A 13,112-nucleotide genomic window follows, 5' to 3' on the forward strand; every position below is an offset into this window, starting at 1 on the left:
AAGAAAGAGCAACCATGCAAGACATCATCGAACAACTGGAACAAAAGCGCGCTGCGGCCCGCTTAGGTGGCGGCCAAAAGCGCATCGACGCACAGCACGCCAAAGGCAAACTCACAGCACGCGAGCGCATCGAAGTGTTGTTGGACGAAGGCACCTTCGAAGAGTGGGACATGTTCGTTGAACACCGTTGCACCGACTTCGGCATGGACGGCGACAAAATTCCAGGTGACGGCGTGGTCACTGGCTACGGCATGATCAATGGCCGTTTGGTGTTTGTGTTCAGCCAAGACTTCACTGTGTTGGGTGGCTCTTTGTCTGAAACGCACGCCGAAAAAATCTGCAAGATCATGGACCAAGCCATGAAGGTCGGTGCACCTGTGATTGGTTTGAATGATTCGGGCGGTGCTCGTATTCAAGAAGGCGTCGCCGCATTGGGCGGTTACGCCGATGTGTTCCAACGTAACGTCATGGCCAGCGGTGTGGTGCCTCAGATCAGCATGATCATGGGCCCATCCGCAGGTGGCGCGGTGTATTCACCCGCTTTGACCGACTTCATCTTCATGGTCAAAGACACGTCTTACATGTTCGTGACGGGTCCCGATGTGGTCAAGACCGTGACGCATGAAGAAGTGACCGCCGAAGAATTGGGTGGCGCTTTGACACACACCACCAAGAGCGGTGTGGCCGACATGGCCTTTGAAAACGACGTCGAAGCTTTGCTCATGTTGCGTCGCCTCTACAACTACTTGCCACTGAACAACAAAGAAAAAGCGCCTGTGCGTGCCAGCGGTGACCCATCAGACCGCATGGACATCAGCTTGGATACCTTGGTGCCCGAGAACCCCAACAAAGCCTACGACATGAAAGAGCTCATCCTCAAAACTGTGGATGACGGTGACTTCTTTGAGTTGCAACCCGACTACGCCAAAAACATCCTGATCGGCTTTGCCCGCATGGAAGGCCAAACCGTCGGCATCGTGGCCAACCAACCTTTGGTGTTGGCTGGCTGCTTGGACATCAAGAGCTCCATCAAGGCCGCACGTTTTGTGCGCTTCTGCGATGCGTTCAACATTCCTGTCGTCACGTTTGTGGACGTGCCCGGCTTCATGCCCGGTACCTCACAAGAATACGGCGGCATCATCAAGCACGGCGCGAAGTTGCTGTACGCGTACGCAGAGTGCACGGTGCCAAAAATCACCGTCATCACACGCAAAGCCTACGGCGGTGCGTATGACGTGATGGCCTCTAAGCACTTGCGCGGCGACGTGAACTTTGCTTGGCCTAATGCCGAAATCGCGGTGATGGGAGCCAAGGGTGCGGTGGAAATCATCTTCCGCGAAGATAAAAACGATCCAGAAAAACTGGCTGCTCGCGAAGCTGAATACAAAGCCCGCTTTGCCAACCCCTTTGTGGCTGGCGCACGCGGCTTCATCGACGACGTCATTCAACCGCACGAAACACGCAAGCGCATCTGCCGCTCGCTGGTGATGTTGAAAGACAAGAAGATCGAAAACCCATGGCGCAAGCACGGCAACATTCCGCTCTAAGCCGCTAGGAGAAGAAGAACATGTTTACAAAAATTCTGATTGCAAACCGTGGCGAAATCGCTTGCCGCGTCATCGCCACCGCTCACAAGATGGGCATCAAAACCGTGGCCGTTTACTCTGAAGCCGACAAAGAAGCACGTCACGTGCAACTGGCCGACGAAGCTGTGTTGATTGGCCCAGCGGCCTCGCGCGAGTCTTACCTCGTGGCTGACAAAATCATCGCGGCTGCTAAGGCGACTGGCGCTCAAGCCATTCACCCTGGGTACGGCTTCTTGAGTGAAAACGCCGAGTTCTCGAAGCGTTGCGAAGACGAAGGCATTGCCTTCATTGGCCCACGCCACTTCTCAATCTCTGCCATGGGCGACAAGATTGAATCCAAGAAGTTGGCTGGCGCTGCAGGCGTGAACTGCATTCCTGGCTACAACGACGCCATCGACACAGCTGAACAAGCGGTAGAGATTGCCAAAGGCATTGGCTACCCCGTCATGATCAAGGCTTCGGCTGGCGGCGGTGGTAAAGGCTTGCGCGTGGCGTTCAACGACAAGGAAGCGTTTGAAGGCTTCACCTCTTGCCGTAACGAAGCTCGCAACAGCTTTGGCGATGACCGCGTGTTCATCGAGAAGTTTGTCGAAGAGCCTCGCCACATCGAAATTCAAGTGCTGGGCGACAGCCATGGCAACGTGGTGTTCTTGAATGAGCGCGAGTGCTCGATTCAACGCCGTCACCAAAAAGTGATTGAAGAAGCACCATCACCATTCATCAGCGAAGCCACGCGCAAAGCCATGGGCGAGCAAGCGGTGCAGTTGGCCAAGGCGGTGAAATACCAATCCGCAGGTACGGTGGAGTTTGTGGTCGGCAAAGACCAAAGCTTCTACTTCCTCGAGATGAACACACGTCTGCAGGTGGAACACCCTGTGACCGAAGCCATCACAGGTCTCGACTTGGTGGAGCAAATGATTCGCGTGGCAGCAGGTGAAAAACTCACACTGACGCAAGCCGATGTCAAACGCAACGGTTGGGCTATTGAGTGCCGTATCAACGCCGAAGACCCGTTCCGCAACTTCTTGCCTTCGACTGGCCGTTTGGTGCGTTTCCAAACGCCAAAACAAACCATGTTCCAAGGCAACACCGCTGACTTGCTCGGCGTGCGCGTGGACACCGGTGTGCAAGACGGCGGCGAGATTCCGATGTTCTATGACTCGATGATTGCCAAACTCATCGTGCACGGCAAAGACCGCAACGATGCGATTGCCAAAATGCGCGAAGCCTTGAACGGCTTTGTGATTCGCGGCATCAGCTCGAACATCCCATTCCAAGCCGCTTTGTTGGCGCATCCCAAGTTTGTCTCGGGTGACTTCAATACGGGCTTCATTGCTGAGCAATACGCCCACGGCTTCCGCGCCGAAGACGTGCCACACGAAGACCACGATTTCTTGGCTGCCTTGGCTGCGTTTGTGCGTCGCAAATCACGCGAACGTGCCGCAGGTTTGAGCGGCCAGTTGCCTGGCTACGACGTGCAAATTGGTCAAGACTACGCAGTGGTCGAGTTGGGCCAAGGCGGCGACAACCGCTATGTGCAAGTGCATGTGGACGAGTTTGTTGGTAAGCCCGGCGTGGCTCAAATCACCATCGGTGGCAAAACCTACGCGATCGAAAGCAAGTCACGTTTGAACGACATCCGCATCGAAGGCACTTGCAATGGCAAGCCTTTCACAGCACAAGTCGAGCGCGGCACATTGAAAAATCCATTGGCTTTGCAAGTGCAACACAACGGCACACGCACAGAAGCTTTGGTGATGTCACCACGCATGGCCGAGTTGCACAAACTCATGCCATTCAAAGCACCACCAGACTTGAGCAAGTACGTCATTTCTCCAATGCCAGGCTTGTTGGTCGAAGTGTCTGTGACCCCCGGCCAAAAAGTGCAAGCGGGCGAGCGCGTGGCTGTCATCGAAGCGATGAAGATGGAAAACGTGTTGTTTGCAGCCGCAGACGGCGTGGTCAAAAAAGTGGTGGCCGCTAAGGGCGAATCACTGACCGTGGACCAGATGATTGTGGAGTTCGAATAATGGCTCGTCCATTCAAAGTTCTCGGCATTCAACAAATCGCCATCGGCGGCCCTGACAAGGGTCGCTTGAAAAAGCTGTGGGTTGACATGTTTGGCCTCGAAGTCACGGGCACGTTTCAAAGCGAACGCGAGAACGTGGACGAAGACATCTGCGCCATAGGCGTCGGCCCCTTCAAGGTCGAAGTCGATTTGATGCAGCCCATGGACATCGAGAAAAAGCCTGCGGTTCACGCCACGCCGTTGAATCACATTGGGTTGTGGATTGATGACCTGCCCGTGGCAGTGGAATGGCTCACGGCACAAGGTGTGCGCTTTGCACCCGGCGGCATCCGCAAGGGCGCTGCTGGCTTTGACATCACCTTCATGCACCCCAAGGCGAACGACGAGTTTCCCATCGGTGGCGAAGGCGTGTTGATTGAGTTGGTGCAAGCACCACCTGAAGTAGTGAAGGCGTTTGCCGCATTGGCTGCTTAGTCACATGGATGCATGGTGCATTCGCCCATATTTTCTGCCCCAATCAAAAAGCTCGGTCATCACCGAGCTTTTTGATTCAAGTGCGTGCAGCTTGCCGCGCCTTGGCTTTCGCCAACGCCGCTTCGATGATGGTACGTTTACGGTCCACCTCGGTACTTTCCTCTGTGCCTTTGGTGTGTGCTGGCAAGTCAGCTAATTTTTTTACAGCTTTGGCTTGTAGGCGCTGATCGTGTTCCAAGGACTCGCGTTTGAGGCGTGTAGTTCGCTCGTCGTAGCGTTGCCGTGCAAGGTCAGCCAGCTCTTGGGGCCATGAGGCCCAGCCGCTCAGGTTGATGTCGATGGGTTCGAGCGAAATGCAATCCACAGGGCACGCAGGAATGCACAGCTCACAGCCTGTGCAGTAGGGCTCCACCACGGTGTGCATGCGCTTGTTGGCACCTACGATGGCATCGGTTGGGCAGGCCGCGATGCACAGCGTGCAGCCAATGCACCATGCCTCGTCAATGATGGCGATGGTGCGTGGGCCTTCTAAGCCGTTTTCAGGGTTCAGGGGGAGGACTGGCTTACCTGTTAGGACTGCCAGCCGTTCAACGCCTTCTGTGCCGCCTGGAGGGCACTGGTTGATGTCAGCCTCGCCTTGGGCGATGGCCTCGGCGTAGCGCTGACAGTCAGGGTAGCCACAGCGAGTGCATTGCGTTTGTGGCAGGGCGTTGTTGATCTGTTCGACCAGACTCACTTTTTAGCGGTAGCTGTTTTTTTAGTCGCTGCTTTTTTAGCAACGGGCGAGGCTTTCGCTTTCGCAACCACAGGTGCTGCTTTCTTGGCCACAACTTTTGCTTTGGGCTTGACAATCGATTTACCTTGGCCTTTGTTGTGCTCCAAGATGAAGCTCTTGACGTGTGGGTACACCACATCACGCCAGCGACGACCACTGAAAATGCCGTAGTGGCCTGCGCCCTTGGCTTCGAGGTGGTGATGCTCTTGGCGCACGATGCCACTGCACAGCTTGTGGGCGGCTTCTGTTTGGCCAGAGCCAGAGATGTCGTCAAGCTCACCTTCCACGGTCAACAAGGCGGTGGTGCGGATGTCTTGTGGGCGAACCAGTTCTAGCTTGCCTTCTGGGTTTTTAATTTCCCAAGTGCCTCGCACCAGTTTGAAGTCTTGGAATACCGTATTGATGGTTTCCAAGTAGTAATCAGCGTCCATGTCGAGCACGGCGTTGTATTCGTCATAGAAATCGCGGTGTGAGTCGACGCTGGAGTTGTCACCCTTGATCAAGTCTTTGAAGTAGTCGTAATGGCTCTTCAAATGGCGATCCGGGTTCATGGCCACAAAGCCAGTGTGCTGCAAAAAGCCTGGATACACGCGACGGCCTGCACCTGGGAAGTTGTCTGGCACGCGGTAAATCACGTTGTTCTCAAACCAGCTGTGGCTCTTGTTCATCGCCAAATTGTTCACCGCTGTGGGTGATTTGGTGGCGTCAATCGGGCCGCCCATCATGGTCATGGTGATGGGGGTCTTCTCGCCACGGCTGGCCATGAGTGATACGGCAGCCAAGACGGGCACGGTTGGCTGGCACACGCTCATGATGTGGCAGTTGCCGTATTTGCTTTGCAAATCACGGATGAACTCTTGCACATAGTTCACGTAGTCGTCGAGGTGAAATTCACCCTCGCTCAGTGGCACCAAGCGTGCATTTTTCCAGTCGGTGATGTAGACCTTGTGGTCTTTGAGCATGGTTTTGACTGTGTCGCGCAGCAAGGTGGCGTAGTGGCCAGATAAGGGGGCCACGATCAGCACCACAGGTTGTGCTTTGAGTTTTGTCAGTGTGGCTGCGTCATCGGTGAAGCGTTTGAAACGGCGCAGTTCACAAAACGGCTTGTCCATCTCGATGCGTTCGTGGATAGCAACTTCAGTGCCTTCAACTTCAACGGATTTGATGCCAAACGCTGGCTTTTCGTAGTCCTTGCCCAAGCGGTACAGCAAGTCATAACCGGCAGACACGCGCTGTGCCATCGGGTTTTGAGAAATCGGAGAGTTGGTTTGGCCGTAAAGTTTGGAAGCAGCCTGAGCAAAGTCTGCGAACGGCTCCATGAGGCTACGTTGCGTTTCGAAGATTTGGTAAAGCATGTGGTCAGGGTCTCAATAATGTTGCAGTGCAATATAGCAGCTGTTACTTGGTTGAAAATGGAGTCTGTCCCCCAATCTGCGTCATTCAAGCACTCGCTAAGGCTAATTGTGAATTCATACATAAATATTACACGCATGCCGGTTCTGTTTGTCGGCCATGGCAGCCCCATGAACGTGATCGAGGACAGCCCTTATCGCCGCGCATGGCAAGACTTGGGCGCCCAGTTTGGTGTGCATTGGCCCAAGCCCAAACTCATTTTGTGTATCTCGGCCCACTGGATCACTGAAGGCTGGTGGATGACGGGCATGGCCCAACCCAAAACCATTCACGACTTTGGCGGTTTTCCACAAGAACTGTTCGACCAGCAATACCCCGCACCCGGTGCGCCTGAGTGGGCTTCACAAACAGCACAGCAGCTGCGTCAGCCCAACAGCGGCCACCCCGTGGGCGTGGATCTGAGCGCTTGGGGCTTAGACCACGGCGCGTGGGGTGTACTCAAGCCCATGTTTCCTGAGGCAGATATTCCGGTGGTGCAACTGAGCATCGACTACCACCGCCCAGCCTCTGAGCATTTCGCTTTGGGCCAACAGTTACGTGCCTTGCGTGAGCAGGGCGTACTCATTTTGGCCAGCGGCAACACCGTGCACAACCTGCGCACCATGAACCGTTCAGCCGCTGACAACCAAGCCTATGACTGGGCGATTGAGTTTGACCAATGGGTGGCTCAGCAAATTACCTCTGGCCACCTAGAGGCGCTGGTTGACTTTCAAGACCAAGGTGAGATAGCGAAGATGTCTCACCCCAGCTACGACCACTTCTTGCCTTTGCTCTACGCTGCAGGCGCGGTAGAAGCGGGTGAGTCGGTTGAGTTTTTCAACGAGGGCTATCAGTTCGCTTCGATTGCTATGCGCTCGGTCATTTGGGGTTAAGCAGAGTTCCGTCGAGCGGGCTGCGCTCACTAGCACTGAGGTGCATATGCAAATGAAAAAAGGGCCTGTGAAGGCCCTTTTTCTTGGCTGCACGAAGTGCGTGCAATCGGTGTGCTGTTACATCACTTTCGCAATAGCTTGGCACACGTAGTCGATGTTTTTGCTGTTCAACGCAGCCACGCACATGCGGCCTGTGTCGGTGCCGTACACACCAAACTCAGAACGCAAGCGAACCATTTGGTCCTTGCTCAAACCTGAGTAGCTGAACATGCCGATTTGTGTGGTGATGAAGCTCATGTCTTGCTTCACGCCAGCGGCTTTGAGACCGTCGACCAAGGTTTGACGCATGGCTTTGATGCGCACGCGCATTTCGCCCAATTCTTTTTCCCATAAAGCGCGCAGCTCTGGGTTGTTTAACACCGCAGCCACCACCGCACCGCCGTGGATAGGTGGGTTGGAGTAGTTGGTGCGAATCACGATTTTGAGTTGAGACAACACGCGGCTGCATTCTTCTTTGTCAGCGCATAACACGCTCAAAGCACCCACTCGCTCGCCATACAAGCTGAAGCTTTTAGAGAATGAAGTGGACACAAAGAAGTTCAGGCCAGCGGCCACGAATTTTTGAATCACAGCGCCGTCTTCGGCAATGCCGTGGCCAAAGCCTTGGTAGGCCATGTCCAAGAATGCAGTGAGGTTTTTAGCCTTGACCACGGCCACCACTTGGTCCCATTGGGCCGCAGTGATGTCGTAGCCGGTTGGGTTGTGGCAGCAGGCGTGCAACACCACCACGGTGCCTGCAGCGGCCGCGTTGAGTGAGGCCAACATGCCTTCAAAGTTCACGCCGCGTTTTTCAGCGTCGTAATAAGCGTAGGTGTCGACCTTGAAACCGGCGTTGGTGAACAAAGCGCGGTGGTTTTCCCAGCTGGGGTCAGAAATCAACACGGTGGCGTTGGGGTTCAAGCGCTTCAAGAAGTCTGCGCCGATTTTCAAGCCCCCTGTGCCGCCAATGCCTTGCACTGTGGCCACGCGGCCAGAGGTGACGGGCTCAGAGTCAGCACCGAAGACCAAGCCTTTGACGGCGGCGTCGTATGCCACGATGCCGTCGATAGGCAAGTAGCCGCGTGCAGTGGGCGTGGCCATCATGGTTTTTTCTGCGGCTTGCACGCATTGCAACAGGGGCAGTTTGCCGTTGTCGTCGAAGTACACACCCACGCCGAGGTTGACCTTGTTGGGGTTGGTGTCGGCGTTGTATTGCTCGTTGAGACCCAAGATAGGGTCGCGGGGTGCCATTTCGACAGCGGTAAACATTGACATCGTCAGTCCTTGATCACGGATAAAGAGGGGAGCTTAGGTAAACAGTCGCAGTCTGCGGTAGGCTTGCGTGTTCGGCCCTAATTTTAAGGGTCAACCCGTATGGTTTTTCAAATCATGCGTTTTTTTCGAGCCATACCGTTTGCACCACCATGTCTGACACCGCAGAAACACTTCCTGACGCATCGCTAGCCGCCACAGAAGCGCCAGAACAGCCAAAGGGCACGATGGTCAGCTACCCAGGCTCGCCGTTTGAGTTGTTTCAGCCGTACCCACCTGCGGGCGACCAGCCCACGGCCATTGCCCAATTGGTGGAAGGGGTGAACGATGGCGAGGTGTTTCAAACCCTGTTGGGTGTGACGGGCTCGGGCAAAACCTTCACCATGGCCAACGTCATTGCCCAGCTGGGACGTCCCGCCATCATCTTTGCGCCCAACAAAACCTTGGCCGCGCAGTTGTACAGCGAGTTTCGTGAGTTCTTCCCCAACAACGCAGTGGAGTATTTCGTCAGCTATTACGACTACTACCAGCCCGAGGCCTATGTGCCCCAGCGCGATTTGTTCATTGAAAAAGACAGCGCCATCAACGAGCACATCGAGCAAATGCGTTTGAGCTGCACCAAGAGCATCTTGGAGCGCCGTGATGTGATCGTGGTGGCCACGGTGTCGGCCATCTACGGTATTGGTGAGCCCGAGAGCTACCACCAGATGATCATGACGCTGCGTGCTGGCGACAAAGTGGGCCAGCGCGATGCCATCGCCCAGCTGGTGCGCATGCAGTACGAGCGCAACGACCAAGACTTTTCACGCGGCAAATTCCGCGTGCGTGGCGACACGATTGATGTGTTTCCCGCTGAACACTCCGAGCTGGCGATTCGCATTGAGTTGTTTGATGACGAAATTGAAAGCTTGCAACTGTTTGACCCACTCACGGGCCGCATTCGCCAAAAGATTCCGCGCTTCACGATTTACCCTTCCAGCCACTATGTCACGCCGCGTGACCGCGTGTTGGCAGCCGTAGAAACCATCAAGGTGGAGTTGGCCGACCGTTTGAAAGAGCTGGTGGGCATGAACAAACTGGTCGAAGCGCAGCGCTTAGAGCAACGCACACGCTTTGACCTTGAGATGCTCAGCGAAGTCGGCCACTGCAAAGGCATTGAGAACTACACCCGCCATTTGTCGGGCGCACCTCCTGGTGCGCCGCCCAGTACCTTGACTGATTACATGCCCAAAGACTCGGTGATGTTCTTGGACGAAAGCCACGTCATGATTGGCCAGCTTGGCGGCATGTACAACGGAGACCGTGCGCGTAAGACCACGCTGGTGGAATACGGTTTCCGTTTGCCCAGCGCCTTGGATAACCGCCCTCTCAAGCTGGAAGAGTTTGAAAAGCGCATGCGCCAAGTGGTGTTTGTGTCGGCCACGCCCGCTGACTATGAAAAGACCCACGCCAGCAAAGTGGTGGAGCAGTTGGTGCGCCCCACAGGCTTGGTCGATCCTTTGGTGGAAGTGCGCCCAGCCACGCACCAAGTGGACGATGTGTTGCAAGAAATTCGTATTCGGGTCGAGTTGAACGAGCGTGTGCTCATCACCACGCTGACCAAGCGCATGGCCGAACAGCTGACCGATTACTTGACCGACAACGGTGTGAAGGTGCGCTACATCCACAGCGATGTGGACACGGTGGAGCGCGTGGAGATCTTGCGCGACTTGCGCTTGGGCACTTTTGATGTGCTGGTGGGCATCAACTTGCTGCGCGAAGGCATTGACTTGCCAGAGGTGTCGCTGGTGGCCATTCTGGATGCCGACAAAGAGGGCTTCTTGCGCTCAGAGCGCAGCTTGATTCAAACCATTGGCCGTGCAGCGCGTAACCTGAGTGGCAAAGCCATTCTTTATGCCGACCGCATGACCGAGTCGATGAAAAAAGCGATTGGCGAAACCGAGCGTCGCCGCACCAAGCAAATCGCGCACAACCTCGAGATGGGCATCACCCCTCGTGGTGTGTTCAAGCAAGTGCGCGATTTGATCGATGGTGTTTACAGCGAGAAGGCGGGCAAAGAAGCCCAAGAACGCGAGATCCAACGCGCCGCCATCGAAGACATGAGCGAACGCGACGTGGCCAAAGAAATCAAACGTCTAGAGAAGTTGATGATGGAACACGCCCGCAACCTCGAGTTCGAAAACGCTGCCCGTGTGCGTGACCAACTGGCCACCTTGCGCGAGCAAGCTTTTGGTGGGGCAGGGCACGACAACGTGGCTGTGCTGGCGCAAAAAGCCTGACCGCCAACCCTTGGGCCTTGTCATCGACAAATAGGGTTATTCGCTGAGTACCCGAGCAAATCCGTGGGGATTAAGCTATACTTGACCTAATTAGTCGACAAAGCCCAAACCTGAAGGAGCTTGCCATGCGTCTCACCACTAAAGGCCGTTTTGCGGTCACTGCCATGATCGATTTGGCCCTGCGTCAAAACAGCGGCCCCGTCACATTGGCTGCCATCAGTCAGCGTCAACAAATCTCGTTGTCTTACCTCGAGCAGCTCTTTGGCAAACTGCGTCGCCATGACTTGGTGGAATCCACCCGTGGCCCCGGTGGCGGCTATTCGCTGGGTCGCAAAGCTGCCGACATCACCGTGGCCGACATCATCTTGTCGGTGGACGAACCCATCGACGCCACCCACTGCGGCGGCAAAGAAAACTGTTTGGGTGAAACTGGCCGTTGCATGACGCACGAGCTGTGGGCTTCACTCAACCAACGCATGGTCGAGTTTTTGGACTCCGTTTCCCTGCAAAAGTTGGTGGATGAACAAATCGCCAAGGGCGTTGAGATTGAAAACAAACCCACTTTGAAGCGAGCCATCCAGCCCATGCCCGTGGTGAAACCCATTCGCGTCAATGCACCCAACTCGGTGTTCGCTTTAGGCAACGCATTTGCCAAGCCTTAAGTCGCAAAAACTCTCACACCTATTTAATTTTTTGATTGACCCATCATGGACATGACACCCCATTTCCCCATTTACCTCGACTACGGCGCGACCAATCCGTGCGACCCACGCGTGGTGGACGCCATGATTCCTTGGTTGCGCGAGCACTTTGGCAACCCCGCTTCTCGCAGCCACGCATGGGGCTGGGAAGCCGAAGCCGCTGTTGAAAAAGCCCGTGAAGACGTGGCCGCACTCATTGGCGCTGACCCACGTGAAATCGTGTGGACTTCTGGAGCGACTGAATCCAACAACCTCGCCATCAAAGGCGCTGCGCATTTCTACAAGTCCAAGGGCAAGCATCTCATCACGGTGAAGACCGAGCACAAAGCCGTGCTTGACACCATGCGTGAACTCGAGCGTCAAGGCTTTGAGGTGACTTACTTGGACGTGCAAGAAGACGGCATGCTGAGCATGGACGCGCTCAAAGCGGCCATTCGCCCCGATACCATTTTGATCAGCGTGATGTTCGTGAACAACGAAATCGGCGTGATCCAAGACATCGCTGGCATTGGTGCGATGTGCCGTGAAAAAGGCATCATCTTCCACGTGGATGCTGCACAAGCCACCGGTAAAGTTGAGATCGATTTGGCCACCTTACCTGTCGACTTGATGAGCTTGGCTTCACACAAAACCTATGGCCCCAAGGGTATTGGTGCCTTGTATGTGCGTCGCAAACCTCGCGTGCGCTTGGAAGCGCAAATGCACGGTGGTGGCCACGAGCGCGGCATGCGCAGCGGTACGTTGCCAACGCACCAGTGCGTGGGCATGGGCGAAGCATTCCGCATTGCCAAAGAAGACATGGCCAAAGACTTGGCCAAAGCCAAAGCTTTGCAAAAGCGTTTGCTCGATGGTTTCAAAGACATGGAGCAAGTCTTCATCAACGGCAACATGGAACACCGTGTGCCCCACAACTTGAACATCAGTTTCAACTATGTGGAAGGCGAGTCACTCATCATGGGTATCAAGGGCTTGGCGGTGTCGTCGGGTTCTGCTTGTACCTCGGCCAGCTTAGAGCCCAGCTATGTGTTGCGTGCCTTGGGCCGTAGCGATGAGTTGGCACACAGCAGCTTGCGCATGACGATTGGTCGTTTCAGCACCGAAGAAGAAATTGACTACGCCATCGAAACCATTCGCCTCAACGTGGCCAAGCTGCGTGAACTGAGCCCCTTGTGGGACATGTACAAAGAAGGCATCGACATCAGCACCATCCAATGGGCTGCGCATTAATTTAGGAGATTCACCATGGCTTATTCTGAAAAAGTGGTTGACCACTACGAAAACCCCCGCAACGTTGGCTCCTTTGACAAGGGCGACGACTCTGTGGGCACCGGCATGGTGGGCGCGCCCGCTTGCGGCGACGTGATGAAGTTGCAAATCAAAGTCAACCCAACAACGGGCGTGATTGAAGATGCACGTTTCAAAACCTACGGTTGCGGCTCTGCCATCGCTTCTAGCTCACTCGTGACCGAGTGGGTCAAGGGCAAAACCTTGGACGAAGCAGCAGCTTTGAAGAACAGCGAAATCGCTGAAGAGCTGGCGCTTCCCCCTGTGAAAATTCACTGCTCCATCTTGGCGGAAGACGCCATCAAAGCGGCTGTGGATGATTACAAAAAGAAACACGCTGCGGCGTAACGTTATGCCCCCACGCTCATCATTTCATGTATTCGCTGCC

Annotated in this window: 11 protein-coding genes; 8 read left to right on the forward strand and 3 right to left on the reverse strand. The window is 55.1% G+C overall.

Annotated features, from left to right (window positions below; all coding sequences use genetic code 11):
- Positions 1–14: 14 nt before the first annotated feature.
- Genes B9Z35_RS04195 through B9Z35_RS04205 form a run of 3 tightly spaced genes read left to right on the forward strand, consistent with a single transcriptional unit; the run spans position 15 to position 4,089 of the window.
- Positions 15–1,547, forward strand: a complete 1,533-nt coding sequence (locus tag B9Z35_RS04195) for an acyl-CoA carboxylase subunit beta (protein WP_108282377.1) — start codon at positions 15–17, stop codon at positions 1,545–1,547.
- A 20-nt stretch (positions 1,548–1,567) separates the two neighbouring features.
- Positions 1,568–3,616: an acetyl/propionyl/methylcrotonyl-CoA carboxylase subunit alpha gene (locus tag B9Z35_RS04200; RefSeq protein WP_108282378.1), complete on the forward strand. Its 2,049-nt coding sequence runs from the start codon at positions 1,568–1,570 to the stop codon at positions 3,614–3,616.
- Entirely contained in the window at positions 3,616–4,089 is a 474-nt protein-coding gene (locus tag B9Z35_RS04205) for a VOC family protein (RefSeq protein WP_108282379.1), read from the forward strand. The genes B9Z35_RS04200 and B9Z35_RS04205 overlap by 1 nt, the downstream gene beginning before the upstream one ends.
- A gap of 76 nt (positions 4,090–4,165) precedes the next feature.
- Here the strand turns inward: B9Z35_RS04205 and rsxB are convergent, their stop codons facing one another.
- Both rsxB and B9Z35_RS04215 read right to left on the reverse strand, forming a co-directional pair.
- Positions 4,166–4,825, reverse strand: a complete 660-nt coding sequence (gene rsxB, locus B9Z35_RS04210) for an electron transport complex subunit RsxB (protein WP_108282380.1) — start codon at positions 4,823–4,825, stop codon at positions 4,166–4,168.
- On the reverse strand, positions 4,822–6,219 hold the full coding sequence (locus tag B9Z35_RS04215; protein ID WP_108282381.1) for a polyhydroxyalkanoate depolymerase: 1,398 nt from the start codon (positions 6,217–6,219) through the stop codon (positions 4,822–4,824). Before B9Z35_RS04215 ends, rsxB begins: the two co-directional genes overlap by 4 nt.
- Before the next feature lie 135 nt (positions 6,220–6,354).
- Here B9Z35_RS04215 and ygiD point away from each other — a divergent pair, with 135 nt between their 5' ends.
- Entirely contained in the window at positions 6,355–7,149 is a 795-nt protein-coding gene (ygiD, locus tag B9Z35_RS04220; RefSeq protein WP_233246462.1) for a 4,5-DOPA dioxygenase extradiol, read from the forward strand.
- A 117-nt stretch (positions 7,150–7,266) separates the two neighbouring features.
- Here ygiD and B9Z35_RS04225 read toward each other — a convergent pair whose 3' ends face one another.
- Positions 7,267–8,463, reverse strand: a complete 1,197-nt coding sequence (locus tag B9Z35_RS04225) for an amino acid aminotransferase (protein WP_108282382.1) — start codon at positions 8,461–8,463, stop codon at positions 7,267–7,269.
- Positions 8,464–8,687: 224 nt separating this feature from the next.
- On the opposite strand from B9Z35_RS04225, the gene uvrB reads away from it, so the two are divergent.
- From uvrB to iscU, 4 genes are all read left to right on the forward strand, one after another.
- The gene (gene uvrB, locus B9Z35_RS04230; protein ID WP_108282816.1) at positions 8,688–10,739 is read left to right on the forward strand and encodes an excinuclease ABC subunit UvrB; all 2,052 of its coding nucleotides are present in this window, start codon (positions 8,688–8,690) and stop codon (positions 10,737–10,739) included.
- Positions 10,740–10,864: 125 nt separating this feature from the next.
- Positions 10,865–11,401, forward strand: coding sequence for a Fe-S cluster assembly transcriptional regulator IscR (iscR, locus tag B9Z35_RS04235; RefSeq protein ID WP_108282383.1), 537 nt, complete (start codon positions 10,865–10,867; stop codon positions 11,399–11,401).
- Positions 11,402–11,446: 45 nt separating this feature from the next.
- The gene (locus tag B9Z35_RS04240; protein WP_108282384.1) at positions 11,447–12,667 is read left to right on the forward strand and encodes an IscS subfamily cysteine desulfurase; all 1,221 of its coding nucleotides are present in this window, start codon (positions 11,447–11,449) and stop codon (positions 12,665–12,667) included.
- Between the two features lie 15 nt (positions 12,668–12,682).
- Positions 12,683–13,072 (forward strand): Fe-S cluster assembly scaffold IscU, encoded by a 390-nt coding sequence (iscU, locus tag B9Z35_RS04245; protein WP_108282385.1) that lies wholly within the window; start codon positions 12,683–12,685, stop codon positions 13,070–13,072.
- Positions 13,073–13,112 lie beyond the last annotated feature (40 nt).

This window comes from Limnohabitans sp. Jir61 (genome assembly GCF_003063545.1).
GTDB lineage: Bacteria > Pseudomonadota > Gammaproteobacteria > Burkholderiales > Burkholderiaceae_C > Limnohabitans.

Bases quoted from the DNA above. Each gene is read 5' to 3' on its own strand.
- B9Z35_RS04215 (WP_108282381.1), bottom strand. From the start codon at position 6,219: ATGCTTTACCAAATCTTCGAAACGCAACGTAGCCTCATGGAGCCGTTC.
- iscU (WP_108282385.1), top strand. From the start codon at position 12,683: ATGGCTTATTCTGAAAAAGTGGTTGACCACTACGAAAACCCCCGCAAC.
- B9Z35_RS04195 (WP_108282377.1), top strand. From the start codon at position 15: ATGCAAGACATCATCGAACAACTGGAACAAAAGCGCGCTGCGGCCCGC.
- iscR (WP_108282383.1), top strand. From the start codon at position 10,865: ATGCGTCTCACCACTAAAGGCCGTTTTGCGGTCACTGCCATGATCGAT.
- B9Z35_RS04240 (WP_108282384.1), top strand. From the start codon at position 11,447: ATGGACATGACACCCCATTTCCCCATTTACCTCGACTACGGCGCGACC.
- uvrB (WP_108282816.1), top strand. From the start codon at position 8,688: ATGGTCAGCTACCCAGGCTCGCCGTTTGAGTTGTTTCAGCCGTACCCA.
- B9Z35_RS04225 (WP_108282382.1), bottom strand. From the start codon at position 8,463: ATGTCAATGTTTACCGCTGTCGAAATGGCACCCCGCGACCCTATCTTG.
- B9Z35_RS04200 (WP_108282378.1), top strand. From the start codon at position 1,568: ATGTTTACAAAAATTCTGATTGCAAACCGTGGCGAAATCGCTTGCCGC.
- B9Z35_RS04205 (WP_108282379.1), top strand. From the start codon at position 3,616: ATGGCTCGTCCATTCAAAGTTCTCGGCATTCAACAAATCGCCATCGGC.
- ygiD (WP_233246462.1), top strand. From the start codon at position 6,355: ATGCCGGTTCTGTTTGTCGGCCATGGCAGCCCCATGAACGTGATCGAG.